Origin of the sequence: Streptomyces liangshanensis, assembly GCF_011694815.1 — a bacterium.
Lineage (GTDB): Bacteria > Actinomycetota > Actinomycetes > Streptomycetales > Streptomycetaceae > Streptomyces > Streptomyces liangshanensis.
In genome coordinates, this window is the sequence record NZ_CP050177.1 from 3,728,432 (window position 1) to 3,744,187 (window position 15,756).

Consider the following 15,756-nt stretch of genomic DNA (forward strand, 5'->3'; position numbering starts at 1 on the left):
CCGGTACGGAACCGCGCTCGGGTGCGGGGCCGGTTCGGGTGCGGGGCGGGTTCGGGTTTCGGGCCTGGGTGCTCGGGTGTCGGGGTGCTCAGGCCCTCACGTGCTCACGTGCTGGGCGGATCGGGGTCGGCCCCGGTAGGTGTGTTTGAGGCGGGTCTCGCGCGGCGTGTGACGGTCGAGTCGGCGGCGGTGGGACGCCTTGGCGTAGTCGCCGGAGGCGGCCGCACCCCCATCCGCACCCGCGCCCGGGTACACGTCGGCGAGCCCCGCGCGGAACAGCCCGTGGTCGATGCGGCGGGCCGCGGCGGACTCCAGTTCCTCCCGCAGCGGACCGTCCCGCAGGATCGCGCCGGGACCGAGCAGGCCCTCGACCACCGCCAGCGCCCCTGCGATGTCGCCGTGGCCGAGCCGTTCCCGTACCGCCGGCAGCGCCTCCGGGTCGCGGTGCACCGCGTCGATGGCCCGCAGGCAGGGGAGTCCGGGCCCCCCGAACGCCATCAACAGCTCCTCGCGGCGCAGTTGGGCCGGGTCGTGGTCGACCGCCGCCAGCGTCCCGGCCCGCAGCGCGATCCGGTGGACCTCGCCCCGGCACTCCACCCGGTGCGGATCACCGGGCGGCGGGGCGGCGTCCGGGGACGCGGCGGACGTGGTGGGCCAGGACCCCGCCAGCGCCCCGGCGACCAGCGGGTGCAGGCGGTCGGCCGCGATCAGGCCGTTCCGCAGCAGCTCCAGGTCCGGGAGGACCCGGGCCGCCGCCTCCGGCAGCACCGGGAGCGCCGCGACGTCCTGCGGCGGCAGCGTCTCCCGCAGCGGCCGCCAGGTCGGGGCGTGGTGGTCGTCGGGGGCGACGAGTTCGAGTACGGCGCGGTTGCGCGTACCGAGTCGTACGGTGAAGGCACCGCGTGGGTTCCGCCCGTCGGCCCGCAACAGCAACTCGGCCTCGGCGGCCCAACTGGTCGATGCCCAGGGGTAGTCGTGGAGGGCCGGGAGCCCGTCGGCGGGGAGCCCGTCGGCGGGCGGCCCCTCGGCGGACAGCGCCTCGGGAGTCAGCCTGCCGGCGAGGAGCCCCTCGGCGGACAGCCGGTCGGCGGACAGCCCCTCGGCGGGCGCCTCGGGTGGCGTGGGCCGGCTCGCGCCGCACCGCCGGGCCAGTTCGTCGGCGCGCTCGGCGTCCCAGAGGTGCCGGTGCAGGTCGAGCCGGAAGCGGCGGTCGGGGTGCGGGTGCGGGTGCCCGGGCGAGTCGAGGTGCGGCGGACGCCCCGCGGCGGGGTGCTCGGACGGCTCCTCCCACCACGCCAGGGACATCCGCTGTCCCGCGTCCGCCCAGGCCGGCGGGGTGCGTACGACCAGGTGCGGGGGCGCGGCGCCGTGGCGCCCGTACCCCTCGTAGCGCACGAGGGAGAGCGTGAGTCCGGCGCGCAGCCGCCCGTCGGGGGCGCTCCGGGGCATGTGCCAGCGGAGCAGATCGGGCGCCAGGCGCCGCAGGTCCGCGCGGAGTCGAGCGGCGAGTTCGGTGCCGTGGCGCTCGCGCACGGCGCGCGGATCGAGATCGACGTCGACGCGGGCGGCGGCGCACGCCCCGCCCCAGTCACCGACGGCACGCCGGGCGGTCGCGGTCTCGATCATGGACGGTGGGACGGCGTACTCGCGTACGCGCTGCCACATCAACAGGTGGGGCGGAATCGTGTTCTCGGAGCGAAGTGCCATCAGCACTCACCTTGCGAGAACGATTCCCCCGATCCGTACGAGGAGTTCTTCATCATCCCGCGCATCATAAGCACCGCGCCGCGCACCTGTCAGCAGCCTTTCGCGCTAGGGCCGCTGCCGCTCCAGTACGTACGTGCTCCGGGAGTCGGGGTCACCGAAGAAGAAGTAGAGCTCCACCCCTTCCTGCTTGTCCCGCTTCTTGTTCCGCCGCAGCTCGAACGTCCAGTGGTACGTGGCGGGCGCCTCGGGCGGTTCGGCCGAGGCGTCGAACGGCTCGGCCGGATCGGGCGCGCGCGTGGCCGACGCCGTACGCGAGGTGAGGGACAGCCGGACGTGCTGACCGTCGTTCCACCCCATGCGCTCGTCGGTCAGAGCCCACGTCCCGGAGCCCGACAGCCGCCACCGGTCGTCGAAGTCGAACTCCTGCCCGTCCAGGAGCCGGACGACCGCCTTTCCGTCCGGCCGGAGAGTGACCTCCGTCCCCTCGACGCAGTACCACGACCCCACGATCTCGGACCTCTTGACGTCCCGGAGCGCGGGCACCTCGGCGTACGTGTACGGACCGGCGCACCCCGCCGACGCGAGCAGGCAGGTGAGCGCGGCGAGGAGCAGAAACGGGGCCCGGTGCCGGGGACCGCGAGGCGGTTTTGTCATCCGCCCTGGCGCTCGATCCACTCGCCGCCGCCCAGCGGGTAGTCGTAGCCGGGGCGGGCCGCGCCGGCGCTCGTGCGGAACGGGGTGCCCGCGTTGTCGATGTGCACCGTCCCCCGGCGGCCACCGCTGGACCACTCCAGGCTGAGGTCCCAGCGGACGTCGTGGGCGGCCGCGTGCGCGGTGATGTAGAAGATCTCCGGATCGGATTCGCTGACCTTGTACGGGAAGTCGCGCTGGCCGTTCTTGACGCGGACGGTGGGGCTGCCGTTGTCGAGGTCGACGTCGAACGACTTGGTCTCGACGCCGCCCCCGCAACCGACCCCCATCGCGTAGTCGTTCCAGGCAAGGGGCGCTCCCTTGGCGACGACACGTACGTGCAGCGCCTCCAGGACCACCGTGTTCCGGCCCGTCCCCTGAACGGTCAGGGCGACCCGCTGCTCCCCCGAGGACACCGCGCCGTACGCGGCGGCCCAGCGCGGTGCGTCCTGCTCGCTCGCGGGCGGGCCGACCTGCTCGGGTTCGCTGTCGACGAGGAAGTGCTGGCTGCACGGGTTGTCGTAGATGTAGGGGCGGGTGCCGACGTTGAGCGGTACGGCGTTGCCGCCACCGGCGGGGTCACCGGCGCCGCCGCCGTCGGCGACCCCGCCGGTGCCTTCGGTGTCACGGGCGGCCGTGTCGGGGCCGGGTGGGGTGGTGGCGGAGGGGGAGAGGGACGCGGGGGCGGAGCCGGAAGGCTTGCGGGGCGTGCCGCTGCCGCTCGGGTCACGCGGCGGCGAGGCCGTCGCCGAGGACTGTGCGTGCTGCTCGCCGGGGGTCACGGCCGTGGCGCCGGCCGCTCCCTGGGCTCCGGTGTCGTGTTGGCCGCCGCGGAAAGGGCCTTGGGCGGCGAGGGCGGCGGCTCCCAGCACGGCGGCCACGGCGACGGAGGCGATGAGCGCGGTACGGCGACGACGCACGGGACCGCGCCGGGGCCCGGGATCGGGTCCGGGGCCGTGGCCGGACCCGAGGCCGGGGCCAGGTCCGGGCAGGACGTCGACAACGACGGGCTCGGCGGCGTCCTTGGCGGACAGGGACGGGGGCGGCGAGGCGGGGTCGGCCGGGTTGGCCGGGTTGGCCGGAGCGGCAGTCGGGTCAGCCCCGCTGGCCTGGCCCGCGCCCCCGGCTTCCCGAGCCGGGTCACCACGCCCCACCCCCGCACCGCCACCCCCCGGAACTCCCCCGGAGGCACCCCCCAGTACCGGTTCCGACCTCCCCCTCCGCGCCGCGTCCGCCAGGATCCACCGCCGGTGCAGCTCCACCAGCTCCCCCGGCGTCGCCCGGCACACCCGCGCGAGGCGCTCGGCCGGCGCGTACTCCGCGGGCACCGCGATCCCGCTGCAATAGCGGTGCAGGGACGACGTACTCATGTGCAGCCGCTTGGCCAGCGCCCCGTAACTCAGCCCCGAGCGTTCCTTCAGCTCCAGCAGCAGTTCCGCGAATTCGCCCGCCCGCCCGGCCCCGGTCGGTTCCGGCACTCGTCCCACCATTCCCCCCACGTCCTCCCCGTCCCGTCCCGTTCCGGCGTCCCAGGAGGACTGCGTTTCCCCAGCTCAAAGCCCATTCGGGCGTCCCGGCGTCCCTGACTCGCCGCTGTCCGTGGCGGTTGGGACGGATCACCCCACAAGCTCTGGTCATCCAAGCACCACACCCACCCGAACACCCAAGGGGCCACCGCACATGTCCAGCATCCGCACCTCCCGCACCCTCCACACCCCCCGCACCCGGCTCCTCACCGCCGCCGCGACCGTGGCGCTGGCCGCGCTGTCCCTGACCGCTTGCAGCGACGGAACGGGTACGAGGGACGAGGGCGCCTCGGCGACCCCCCGGAGCGCGTCGACCCCCACGATCTCCGCCACGTCGTCGACACCGGCCACCGACTCCGGCTCGGACGCCTCCTCGACCGGCGACGCCAAGCCTGCGGACCCGGCCGCCAAGCGCACGGCGGTCCAGGCGTCCACCGCGAAGGCACCGGCGGCCGCCGCGAAGGCGGTCACCTGCGAGGGCTCCGTCACCAAGACCGTCGCGGCCCCGCTCAACCGCCCCGTCAACCACATGCTCCTCACCGTCACCAACACCGGCAGCAAGATCTGCTACCTGTACGGCTACCCGGCCGTCCGCTTCGGCGAGGCCCAGTCCGTACCGCCGGTCATCGAGGACTCCCAGCCCCAGGCCGTCGTCACCCTCGAGCCCGGCCAGTCCGGCTACGCCTCCATCAGCCTCTCCGCCACGGACGGCTCCGGCACCCACGGCCGCACGGAGAAGTCCCTGGCCGTCTACTTCCAGGGCCGCTCGGGCAACGGGAGCGTGGGCAAGGGCGCCACCCCCCGTCTCCCCGCCAAGGGCACGTACATCGACGACTCGCTCCAGGTCACGTACTGGCAGCAGTCGATGGACGACGCCATCAGTTGGTAGTCGCTCGGCGAGGGCGCGGCACCGGGCGAACACCCGGTGCCGCGCGGGAGCGTGACGATGTGTCACACCGTGTGTCCGGACGCGCGGGCACAGCGGGCTGTATCGAGGGGCAACGTCCTCGCGAAGCGCGGCCCGGCGGCCGGAAGTCGACCGAGGATGGCGGACGGGGCACGTGGCCCGGGCCGCTCCTCGCCCTCGTACAGCACCTCCAGGAGATCGCCCCACATGTCTGAGCCTTCCGTCACTTCTGTCGGTCGCCCCACGCCCGTGACCAACGCGACCCACACCCAGAAGCCTTCCGGGATGCCGATTCACAAGTACGGCCGGTACGAGGCCGTGGCGATCCCGGACCGTACGTGGCCGGAGAAGCGGGTCACCACCGCGCCGCGCTGGCTGTCCACCGACCTGCGCGACGGCAATCAGGCGCTGATCGATCCGATGTCCCCGGCGCGCAAGCGGGAGATGTTCGATCTGCTGGTGCGGATGGGTTACAAGGAGATCGAGGTGGGTTTCCCGTCCTCGGGTGAGACCGACTTCGCGTTCGTGCGGTCGATCATCGAGGAAGGCGCGATCCCCGAGGACGTGACGATCTCCGTCCTGACCCAGGCCCGTGAGGAGCTGATCGAGCGCACGGTGGAGTCCCTGCGGGGCGCGCACCGGGCGACGGTGCATCTGTACAACGCGACCGCGCCCACCTTCCGCCGGGTGGTGTTCCGGGGGACGAAGGAGCAGGTCAGGCAGATCGCGGTGGACGGTACGCGGCTGGTGATGGAGTACGCGGAGAAGATCCTCGGCCCCGAGACGATCTTCGGCTACCAGTACAGCCCGGAGATCTTCACCGACACCGAGCTGGACTTCGCGCTGGAGGTCTGCGAGGCGGTCATGGACGTCTGGCAGCCGGAGGCCGGCCGCGAGATCATCCTCAACCTGCCGGCCACGGTGGAGCGTTCGACGCCCTCGACCCACGCGGACCGCTTCGAGTGGATGTCGCGGAACCTGTCGCGTCGTGAGTTCGTGTGCCTGTCGGTGCATCCGCACAACGACCGGGGTACGGCCGTCGCCGCCGCCGAGCTGGCGCTGATGGCCGGGGCCGACCGGATCGAGGGGTGTCTGTTCGGGCAGGGCGAGCGCACCGGCAACGTGGACCTGGTGACGCTGGGGATGAACCTCTTCTCCCAGGGCGTCGACCCGCAGATCGACTTCTCGCAGATCGACGAGATCCGGCGCACCAGTGAGTACTGCAACCAGATGGAGATCCACCCGCGGCATCCCTACGCGGGCGATCTGGTCTACACGTCGTTCTCGGGTTCGCATCAGGACGCGATCAAGAAGGGCTTCGACGCGATGGCCGCGGACGCGGCGGCCCGGGGGAAGGGTGTGGACGAGATCGAGTGGGCGGTGCCGTACCTGCCGATCGATCCGAAGGACGTGGGGCGGTCGTACGAGGCGGTCATCCGGGTCAACTCGCAGTCGGGGAAGGGTGGTGTGGCGTATGTCCTGAAGAACGGGCACAAGCTGGACCTGCCGCGGCGGATGCAGATCGAGTTCTCCCGGATCATCCAGAGCAAGACCGACGCCGAGGGCGGCGAGGTCACCCCGGGCCAGATCTGGTCCGTGTTCCAGGACGAGTACCTGCCCAACCCCGACAACCCCTGGGGCCGCCTCGCACTGCGCTCCGCGAAAGTCTCGGTCTGCGGTGACGGGTCGGACGCGCTCACCGTCGAGGCGGTCGCCGACGGCGAGGACATCACCCTGACCGGCACCGGCAACGGCCCGATCTCCGCCTTCGTCGACGCGCTGGCCGGCATCGGGATCGACGTCCGGGTCCTGGACTACAGCGAGCACGCGATGAGCGAAGGCGCTCACGCGCGGGCGGCCTCGTACGTGGAATGCGCGGTCGAGGGCACGGTGCTGTGGGGCATCGGGATCGACCCCAACGCGACCTGGGCGTCGCTCAGAGCGATCACCTCGGCGGTCAATCGCGCGCGAAAACAACGCACCGGGACAACCGCATCCCCCACGCGCACACGCACGCCCATACGTACGAGAACGAGTTCGGAATCGTGAACAGCACCGACCGCACGGGCGTGAAGACCAGACTCGATCCGCTGACCGCCACGGCGATGGTCGTCACCATCGTCTCCGTCGCGACCACCGCCCCCCTCACCGCCGCCGCCACCGCCTCACCGCTCGCGATGGCCTTCTGGCGCAACTGCCTCGGCTTCGCCGTCCTCGGACCGCTCCTCCTGCTGCTGCGCCGGCGCGAGGTGGTACGCGTCGTCCGCGGCGAACGCGCCCTCCTCCGCCGGGAGCAGTGGCGGCCCCTCGTCTTCGGCTTCCTGGCGGCCACGGCGCTCGCGCTCCACTTCGCGGCGTTCATGACGAGCACCCGGCTGACCACGGTCGCCATGTCCACCGCCCTCGTCGCCACACAGCCCGTGTGGCAGGCCCTCATCGCCGCGGGCCAGGGGGCCAGAACGTCCCGGAGGACCTGGGCCGGGCTCACCCTCTCGGTCGTGGGCGCCACCGCGGCCGCCGGTCTCGACATCAGGACCGGTGGTACGGCGCTGCTGGGCGACCTGCTCGCCCTCGTGGGAGCCGTCGCCCAGGCCGGGTACACGGCGCTGAGCGAAAAGTCGCGCGCGGACGTGAGCACCCCCTTGTACTCCACGTTCACGTCGCTGGTCTGCGGTCTGGAACTGCTGCTGGTCTGCTGGTTGGCCGACATCCCCCTGACCGGTTTCGACAGCGCCACGCACTGGTCGCTGCTCGGCCTGCTCGTCCTTCCCCAGCTCCTGGGGCTCGGGGCGCTGAACTTCGCCCTCGGCAGGGCGTCGGCGACGTCCATGAGCGTGCTCCTCCTGCTGGAGACCCCGGTGGCCGCGCTCATCGCCTGGTGGCTGATGGGACAGCACATCGAACTCGCGACGCTCCCCGGACTCCTGCTGATCATCGTGGGCGTGACGGTCGTGCTGACGAGCGGTGGCACCGAACAGGCCGCGGGGCGCCAGGGCGCGTACCCGGACCACCCGTACCCGTACCCGCAGCCGACTCCGGGCGCGACCGCCGGCGCGACCGCCGGCGCGGGTCCGGGCGGGGCCGCCGTACCGCCCGGCCCGTACGGGGTCGGCGTACCGCCCTATCCCGGCCACGCGCCGCACACCCCGCCGCTCCCCGCCGAGGCCGCTCGGCGCGACCCCCGGGTGGACTGGGCGGCGTACCAGGAGAGTCCGACGGTGAGGTTCACGTACCACGGCGCGGGGGCGTTCGACACGGTGCACCTGCGCCGGCCGCACTTCGAGGCGGGCGAAGGGGAACGGGATCGGGAACGGGAGCGGGAGCGGGCTCCTGGGCGGGATCCCGTACGAACTCCCGTACAGGCTCGGGAGACTACGCCGGAGGATGGAACGGAGTACTGACCGGCGACGGCCCGTCTCCTCCCGGCCGGTCCGGCGCGGCGGGGCCGGGGAGCAGTCCTCGCCGGACGAGGCTGCCGTCCAGCCAGGCCGCGGCCAGTTCGGCCCGGGACCGGCACCCGGTCCGTCTGAACAGGCGCGTCAACCGCTGCTCCACCGTCTTCTCGCTGCACCCCAGCCGGGCGGCGACCTGCCGGTTGGTGGAGCCGTCGCTCACCAGCTCGATCAGCTGTACGTCCCGCTCGCCCCGCTCGTTCCGGCCGCCTGATCCGGCCGGTCCGCCCTGTCCGTCCGGGGCGCCACGGGGGCCGCGGCCTCTCGGGAGCGACACGTTCCGGCGGCGGGCGGCCGCGCCGAGCCGGTTACGGACCGGCCGGCCCATCCCCAGCGCGTGCCCGCTCCGCGTCGCCTCGGCGAGCCAGCGTCCGGGGTCGTCGCCGACCTCCGCCAGGCTGCCGCAGCAGTCGACCTGGAGAGGCACGTCGCCTCGTTCCCGTACCAACTCGTAGGCGGCCAGGGCGCTGTCCGCGTCGCCGTGCGCCATACCGCGCGCGGCGAGCACCGCCTCGCGGGTCATGGGCGAGGCGACCTCGTCGTGCAGAGCCTCGATCTCGGCGGCGGCGCGGCGTACCGCCTCGGGGTCGTTCCGCTCCATCTCAATGGACAGGATCCGCAACAGGACGCGGTCGACCCCGGCGAGCAGTCCGTCCGCACGCGCCCGGCGCACGTCCCGCCACGCCGCCTCCACCGCGGCGGCCTCCATGGCCTCGTCGCCCTGGCCCGACCAGTACCGGACACCCAGCCGCGCCCGGGCCACCAGGGGGTGGCCGACGGAGTCGGGAATCAGGTCCAGCCACTCGCGGGCGCGTCCCAACTTGCCCCGTACGAGCTGGATCTCGGCCGCCAGCGCCCGGGCCGGCTGCACCACGCCGGGCACGCCGTCACCCCGGCCGCGCGCCTCGATGCGCCGAGCGGCCGAGAGCGCGCGGTCCCACCGGCCGGCGAGGTAGTCGCGAACCATGCCTTGGTACTCCCCGGCCGCACTCCGCCCGGCCCCCACATACCGCTCCCCGAGCACGGCCCCCAAAGCCCCAGCCAGGTCCCCGTAGGCGGCGGCGCTCCGAAGCCGATCGAGGTCGACGGCGGAGGGGAGGGCGAGGCCGGGGGCGCCGCCGGGGACGCGGCCGGGGACGCGGCCGTGGCTTCGGTCGGGGGCGCCGCCGGGGGCGAGGCCGGGCGCGCCGCCGGGGATGCTGTCGGGGCCGCGGTCGGGGGCGCCGCCCCGGGAGCCACGCTGCGCGAGGGCCTGCCAGGCGCCCTCGAACCGGGCGTGACCGCCCACGGCGGCCGCGAGGAGGCGCACTTCGGCGAGAGAGGGAAGGGGGCTGGCCCAGGAGGGGGCCAGAGAGCCGGGGGCGGGGTTCGGGCCGGCTCCGGGGTTGGGCCCGGAGAGGGTGCCGGGCCCCGCTCCGGTGGCAGCGTCAGGGACGGTGGCGGGACCGGGGGCGAGGGCGGGGTCAGGGCCGGGGGCGAGGGAAGCGCCGAGGACGGGACCGGGGTCAAGGACGAAGTCGAGGTCAGGGATGGGGGCGTGGCCGGGGACTGGACCGGGGAATGCGTCGAGGACGGGGGCAGCCTCAAGGCCGGGACCGGGACCGGGACCGGAGTCGAGGTCAGGGCCAGGTGCGGGGTCGCCTTCGCGGGCAGCGTCGGGGCTGGGGCCGGGGTAGGGCGCAGCCTTGACGACGGGACCGGGCTCGGGGGCAGCGGCGGAGCCGGGGTTGGAACCGGAACCGAGGTCGGAGCCAAGGACCGGACCGGGGTCAGGGGCGGGACCGGGGACGGAATCGGAACCGAGGTCGGAGCCGAGGACCGGACCGGGGTTGAGGCCGGGGCCGGAACTGAGATCCGGGTCGAGGTCGAAGCCGGGGGCAGGGGCGGCTTCGGGGTTGGGGCCAGCACCCGGACCGGGGTTCAGGCGGAGGTGGAGGCCGGGGGCGGGGTTGAGGCCGGGGCCTGGGGCCGCTTCGGGGTTGAGGCTGGCACCGGGGCCGGGGTTCAGGCCTGAGCCGAGGTCATGGCCAGGGACTGGGGTGGGTGGCTTGTGTGGGATTGCGTTTGGCGTTGTTGGGGTGGTTGGGCCTATTCCGTAGGGGGCGCCGAGCGCTGCCAGTGCGGCTGCGGTCGGGACCTGGGTTAGCGCCGCGGCGTACCGGGGGTCCACGTCGTCGGACCGTGGGGACCGGTGCTCGTGCAGTGTCGACAGCGCGCAGGCCTGGGTGACCCATTCGAGGTCGTCCCGGTCCGGCGTTGCCTCTTCGCCGTTTCGCGCCTCCAGGCACTCCAACACCTGCTCGCCCAGGGCGAGTACGCCCACGTGGTCGGCGGACCGCAGGCTCAGGGCGGCGGATTCGCGCAACACGGTGGCGGTAGCGGGGTCGTACGGCGACAGGTGTCGCAAGGCCGCGTGGTAGCCGCGGACTCCCGACGACGGCTCCGACTTCGCGCTCGTACGGGCCGCGGCCAGAAGCAGCGGCACCGCGAGCGCGGCGTCGAGCGCCGCCCCCGCCGCTGCCACGTGGCCGGCCAGCCGGGGGTGGACGGTGCCCGCCGCGACGGCGCCCAGCCGGTCGGTGAACGACCTGGTGATCGTCGCGTGCAGCGGCCGTACGTCGTGGTGGCCGCCGGGAAGCGCCCGCAACGCGGCCGCCAGAGCGGGCACGGCGAAGGAGACGCGGCCGGCCCGATCGACGGTCACGACCCGGTCCTTCACCAGTCCGTCCACCGCCCGGCCAAGGGTTTCGGACGGCCCGGCTTCGGACGCGCCGACCTGGGGCGGGGTGGCTTGGGGCGGGGTGGCTTGGGACGGGGTGGCTTGGGACGCGCCGACCTGCGATGGGGCGGCTTCGGACCCAACGGTTTCGGCCGCACCGGCCCCAGGCGGGTCGGCTTCGGGCGCATCGACTTCGGGCGGCCCAGCCCCAGGCGGGCCGTCGTCGGCCGCACCGGCTTCGGACTGGCCGCCGTGTTCGGACGGGCCGGGTTCGGACAGGCCGACCCCGGGCAGACCGGGTTCGGACGGACCAACCCCGGACGGACCAACCCCGGACCGACCAACCCCGGACGGGCCGGTCTCGGGCCGGCCGGCCTCGGGCGCGTCTGGCGCGGGTCGATCCGCTCCCGGCGGGGCGGTCGGCAGGGGTGTTCTGTGCAGGTCCTCGACGTGTAGGTCCGCGTGGGCGACCAAGTGGGCCAGTGTCGTTGCCGTGTGGAATGTGGTGGGGGGTGGGGGGGAGTGTGGCCAGCCCAGTTGGGCCAGTTCCGTGGCGTTCGCGGTGAGTTGTAGCTCGTTGTCCGGGACGGTCAGGCACATCAGGCCGTCGAGTTCGAGCAGGCCCCCGCGGTCCTCCAGGGCGGCGAGCACCGACAGGACCGCCCCGGGGCTTCCCGCCGACGGGCCCAGTGCGCGCAGGAGTGCCGTCACCAGATCCGGTTCCACGGGGCGGTCCAGGCGCCGCACGACCAGTTCGCCCACCTCGGCCGGCGACAGCGGCGGCAGGTCGGTCACCCCGTCGGCCGCCGCGAGCAACTGCGCGGCGCCCCCGGGCCGTCCGGCGAGCGTCGGACGGGCGGTCAACACCACCGGCACCCCGGCCGGACGGAACACGCGCAGCGCCAGCCCCAGCGCGGAGGCCGTCGCGTCCGGCATCCGGTCGGCGTCGTCGACGACCAGGGCGAACGGGACGTGCCGGGCCGCGTCGGCCAGCACGTCGCCCAGGACCGCGAGCAGAGCCACCTCGCCCCCGCCGCCGCCCGCCTCCGCCCGCGCCCGGCGCAAGTGGGTCACGCGCGCCAGGACCCGGCCGTCGCGGACCTTGGCGAGCACCGCGCGTACGGCGTCCGCGAGGGCCTCCGGACCCGCCGCGCCCTCCGCGACCTCCCAGTCGAGCCGCAGGACCTTGGCGCCCGACTTCGCCGCGGCCCGCCGCGCCTCGTGCAGCAGCGCGGTCCTGCCGGCGCCGGCCGCGCCGGTGACCAGGAGGGTGCGCGCCTCCGGACCCGTGGCACGCAACACCCGTACCACCTCGGCGACTTCCTCGTGCCGACCGACAAGAGGTGAACGGTAGCGCTGCACGACAACTCCTCGTTCGTCCGGGTTCACCCTGCCGAACGGCTCGGCGGGACAGGGGGTTTGCGTGAACTTCCCGAACAAGTCACCATCACTCGCGTCAGGGTGGCCATGATGACAACCCCGCGGACCGGGCCCGGTCCGCAGGGTGGGTCCGCCCGTCGCGTACAACACGGCGATCAAGGATGTGGCGGGATCTGTGGCTGCTCGGACGGACACCGAGCTGGTCTTCGGCGGCTCGGCCGCGCGCCTGCACGGCGAGGACGCGCACCTGCTCGGCCGGGAGGCCGAGTCGGCCGGGGTCGATGCCGTGCTCCGGGACCCGGACGGGCCGCGGCTGGTGCTGGTGCGGGGCGAACGGGGGGTCGGGAGGACCGCGTTCGTACGGGCGGCCGGGGAGCGGCTGCGGGCCGACGGGGTCGCGGTCCTCGCGGTGGACTGCGTCGCGGGTGACAGTGAGCGTCCGCTGCTGCTCGCCCTGCGCGTGGTCATGGTTCTGGAGAAACACCGGTCCGCCGCCGCGAGACGCCGAACCCCTCACAAGTCCGCCGGGGAGACGCCGTCCGGGGCCGTGTCAGGAGCGCTGTCCGCGATGCGGGAAGGCGACGGTACGGCGATGGCCGGCGCGCTCGTCGGCGCCCTGGCGCAGTCGGCGCCCGTGGTCGTCGTCGTGGACGACGCCCACCACGCCGACACCCGATCGTGGTCGCTGCTCGGGGAGTTGGACTTCGGCCGGCTGCCGCCCGGTGCGCGGCTGGCACTCACGGCGGTCCACCGCGACGGGGCGGACGGCCCGGCCCCGGGCGCGCGGACCGCGGGGGCCGGCCTGGAGCGACTCGCGCGAAACCCCTCCGCGTACGAAGTCGTCCTGCCCCGCCTCGGATCCGGGACCGTCTCCGCCCTGGTGGCGCAGAGGCTGGGGGCCGTACCCGATGACGGTCTGGTACGGCGGGTCCGCGAACTCAGTCGCGGCATCCCCGGGGCCGTCGACGCCCTGCTCGCCGCGTGGGCGGAGCAGGACGCGATACGGGTGGCCGACGGGCACGCCTTCCTCGGCCCCGGGACTCCGCCGCCGGTCCTGCCGGACGACGACAGGTACGTCGTGGCTCTGCGCTCGCTCGGCGAACCCTGCTGGACCGTGGCCGGGGCGCTCGGCGTCCTGTGGCCGCTCGGGGCGGCCGCCCTGCCCCTGCTGGCGGCGGCGACCGGCCTGTCCGCCCGGGAAGTCGGCGACAGCGTCGGGCGCCTGGTGGACGCGGGCGTCCTGGACGAACCGCGCCCGCCGGACGCGGGCGCTCCCCAGGGGTGGACGTTCCACCTGCCGCTGCTGGCCCACGCCGTGCACGCACGCCTCGGGCCCTGGGAACGCGGCCGCCTGTCCGCCGTCGCCGTGGAAGCGCTGTGGGCCGACGGCGCGACACCCGCAGCCGCAGCCTCGCCCGTACCCGTACCCGCGCCCTCGCCCGCACCCACACCCGCACCCACACCCACCCCCGTCACCTCACCCACGCCCGCACCCGCATCCGCCCCCTGGCCCCCACCCCTCCCCCCGACCTACCTCCCCGACCGGATCGCCGAAGCCGGGAGCCTCGTCGCGCCCGAGCGCGCCGTGGCGGAGCTGACCGCCGCCGCCCGGGCCCTCTACCCCGACCTCGAACACCAGGGCATGCTGCGGTGGTACCTGGGCGCCGTCCGGCTCATCGAGGAGCCGACCGCCCGCAGCCTGACCGTGTTGCGGTACGGGCAGGCCGCGCACGGCAGCGGTGACTACGCGACGGCCCGGCGCGCGGCCCAGTGGGTCGTGTCGGCCCCGGCCGAGGGCCTCGAACCGCTGGCCCTCTACGAGGCGGCCACCCTCCTGGTCGCGGCGACCGCCGCCGAGAGGGACTGGGCGGCACTCTCCGAGATGGGCGCGGCGTCCTGGTGGGACAGCACACCGCTGCCGCCCCTGGCCACCGTGTCCGGCCGCATCCAGGCGCTGTGGCAGCTGGAGAAGTGGCGCGAGGCGCTGACCCTGCTCGGCGACACCGAGGCGGTGTGGCGTCGGACCCCCGACAGCCGGGTGCTGCTCGAACTGTTCGGCAGGGTCGCCGAGTTCGTGCTGGGCCGCCCGGAGCGATTCACGCAGGCGCTCACGGCGCCGGAACCAGCCGACCTGCCGCGCAGCAAGACCTTCGCGATGGTCGTCGCCCAACTCGACATGCTGCTCGGCACCGGCGACCTGCGGTCGGCCACGGCGCTGTTGGAGGCGCGGGGGCTGACGCCCGAACTGCTGCCCGCCGGGAGCCGGTTCCTCCTGCTGCACCTGCGCGGCAGGTGGGACGAGGCGCTGGCGCTGGCACGTCGGCCGCTGGTGAACGGCGGGGTGCTGAACGTGGTGCCCGGGCACCACCTGCTCCCCGCCCGTACCGCGGCCGTCCTCCTCGCGAGAGGCCGCGTGGCCGGCGCCGCCCGGCTGATCGACAGCGCCCGCGCGAAAGGTGTCACGGGGCGGGACGGAACCGGGCCAGGCGGAACCGACGACCCGGGTGCCTCCGTGAGCGGCCCCCTCGAACACGTCCTGGACCACGTGGAGGCCGAAGTCCTGCGCGGTCTCGGCGATCCCGACCGGGCCGGGCGGGTCCTGCGGCGCGGACTCGACGCGGCGGACGAACACGGATCCGTCTACGGCACCGACGAGTTGTGGGCGTCCCTCGCCGAGGTGCACGCGGAGGCGGGGCACCCGCGTCGGGCGGCGGCCTGCCTGGAACGGCTGGAGCGGCTGGCCGGACGGACGGGTGGGGGACGGACGGGCGGCGGACGGACCAGGCTCCTGTACCTGCTGACGTCGGCCCGCGTCCTGCGACCCGACTCCCGGGAGGCCCGCGCACGTCTCCTCGAAGCCGTCGAACTGGCTCGTGAGCGCGAGCAGTTGTTCGAGACCGCGGTGACCTTGTCGGCCGCCGCACGCGGGGGCGCCGGCTCGGCGGCACTGCTGTACGAGGCGTACGAGCTGTTCGGCGCCACGGGCGCCGCCCTGTGGCGCTTCCGTACGAGGACCGCGATGCGCGAGGCCGGGCTGGTCGTCCCCGGGCGCAGGCAGGCCACGGCGGAGAACGACCACCTCCTGGCGACCCTGTTGGCCGAGGGCCTCACCAACCGCGCGATCGCGGACGTACTCCGGCTCAGCGAGGACGCGGTGGCGAACCGGCTGTCCCGGCTGTTCGCCCGTACCGGCATGCGCTCACGCACGGAGGTCGTGACAGCGGTGCTCGCGGGCAACCCGTCGGCGCCGGAGCTCTGACCGGGGCTCGCCCGCCCACTCGTGACAGGTTTCCCTGCCCTTGAGGGGACGGCGTCGGCCCGACCGGACCGGGGCGGCCTCACGTGGCACGATCGGCCTCCTGGAGCACAGGAACC

At 74.4% G+C, this 15,756-nt stretch carries 8 protein-coding genes; 4 read left to right on the forward strand and 4 right to left on the reverse strand.

The genetic code is table 11. The annotated features are described in order from the left end of the window. Nucleotides 1-96: 96 nt before the first annotated feature. From HA039_RS16065 to HA039_RS16075, 3 genes are all read right to left on the reverse strand, one after another. Nucleotides 97-1,707 carry a hypothetical protein gene (locus HA039_RS16065; RefSeq protein ID WP_167029930.1) on the reverse strand — a complete coding sequence of 537 codons (1,611 nt, stop codon included), beginning with the start codon at nucleotides 1,705-1,707 and terminating at the stop codon, nucleotides 97-99. Between the two features lie 105 nt (nucleotides 1,708-1,812). Further along, a complete protein-coding gene (locus HA039_RS16070) occupies nucleotides 1,813-2,361 on the reverse strand; it encodes a hypothetical protein (RefSeq protein WP_167029933.1) in 549 nt (182 codons plus the stop codon). Next, nucleotides 2,358-3,887: a helix-turn-helix domain-containing protein gene (locus HA039_RS16075; RefSeq protein ID WP_167029936.1), complete on the reverse strand. Its 1,530-nt coding sequence runs from the start codon at nucleotides 3,885-3,887 to the stop codon at nucleotides 2,358-2,360. Before HA039_RS16075 ends, HA039_RS16070 begins: the two co-directional genes overlap by 4 nt. A gap of 190 nt (nucleotides 3,888-4,077) precedes the next feature. On the opposite strand from HA039_RS16075, the gene HA039_RS16080 reads away from it, so the two are divergent. The 3 genes from HA039_RS16080 to HA039_RS16090 all read left to right on the forward strand — a co-directional run bounded on the left by HA039_RS16080 (nucleotide 4,078) and on the right by HA039_RS16090 (nucleotide 8,231). Then, nucleotides 4,078-4,812: a DUF4232 domain-containing protein gene (locus HA039_RS16080; protein WP_167029939.1), complete on the forward strand. Its 735-nt coding sequence runs from the start codon at nucleotides 4,078-4,080 to the stop codon at nucleotides 4,810-4,812. 225 nt (nucleotides 4,813-5,037) lie between these two features. Next, nucleotides 5,038-6,879 carry a 2-isopropylmalate synthase gene (gene leuA, locus HA039_RS16085; RefSeq protein ID WP_167029942.1) on the forward strand — a complete coding sequence of 614 codons (1,842 nt, stop codon included), beginning with the start codon at nucleotides 5,038-5,040 and terminating at the stop codon, nucleotides 6,877-6,879. Further along, nucleotides 6,876-8,231, forward strand: coding sequence for a DMT family transporter (locus HA039_RS16090; RefSeq protein WP_208298628.1), 1,356 nt, complete (start codon nucleotides 6,876-6,878; stop codon nucleotides 8,229-8,231). The genes leuA and HA039_RS16090 overlap by 4 nt, the downstream gene beginning before the upstream one ends. Here HA039_RS16090 and HA039_RS16095 read toward each other — a convergent pair. Continuing rightward, the gene (locus HA039_RS16095) at nucleotides 8,203-12,363 is read right to left on the reverse strand and encodes an AAA family ATPase (RefSeq protein ID WP_167029945.1); all 4,161 of its coding nucleotides are present in this window, start codon (nucleotides 12,361-12,363) and stop codon (nucleotides 8,203-8,205) included. The two genes, HA039_RS16090 and HA039_RS16095, sit on opposite strands and share 29 nt — an antisense overlap. A 193-nt stretch (nucleotides 12,364-12,556) precedes the next feature. Here HA039_RS16095 and HA039_RS16100 point away from each other — a divergent pair, with 193 nt between their 5' ends. Beyond that, on the forward strand, nucleotides 12,557-15,640 hold the full coding sequence (locus HA039_RS16100; protein ID WP_167029948.1) for a LuxR family transcriptional regulator: 3,084 nt from the start codon (nucleotides 12,557-12,559) through the stop codon (nucleotides 15,638-15,640). The last annotated feature ends 116 nt before the right edge of the window (nucleotides 15,641-15,756 follow it).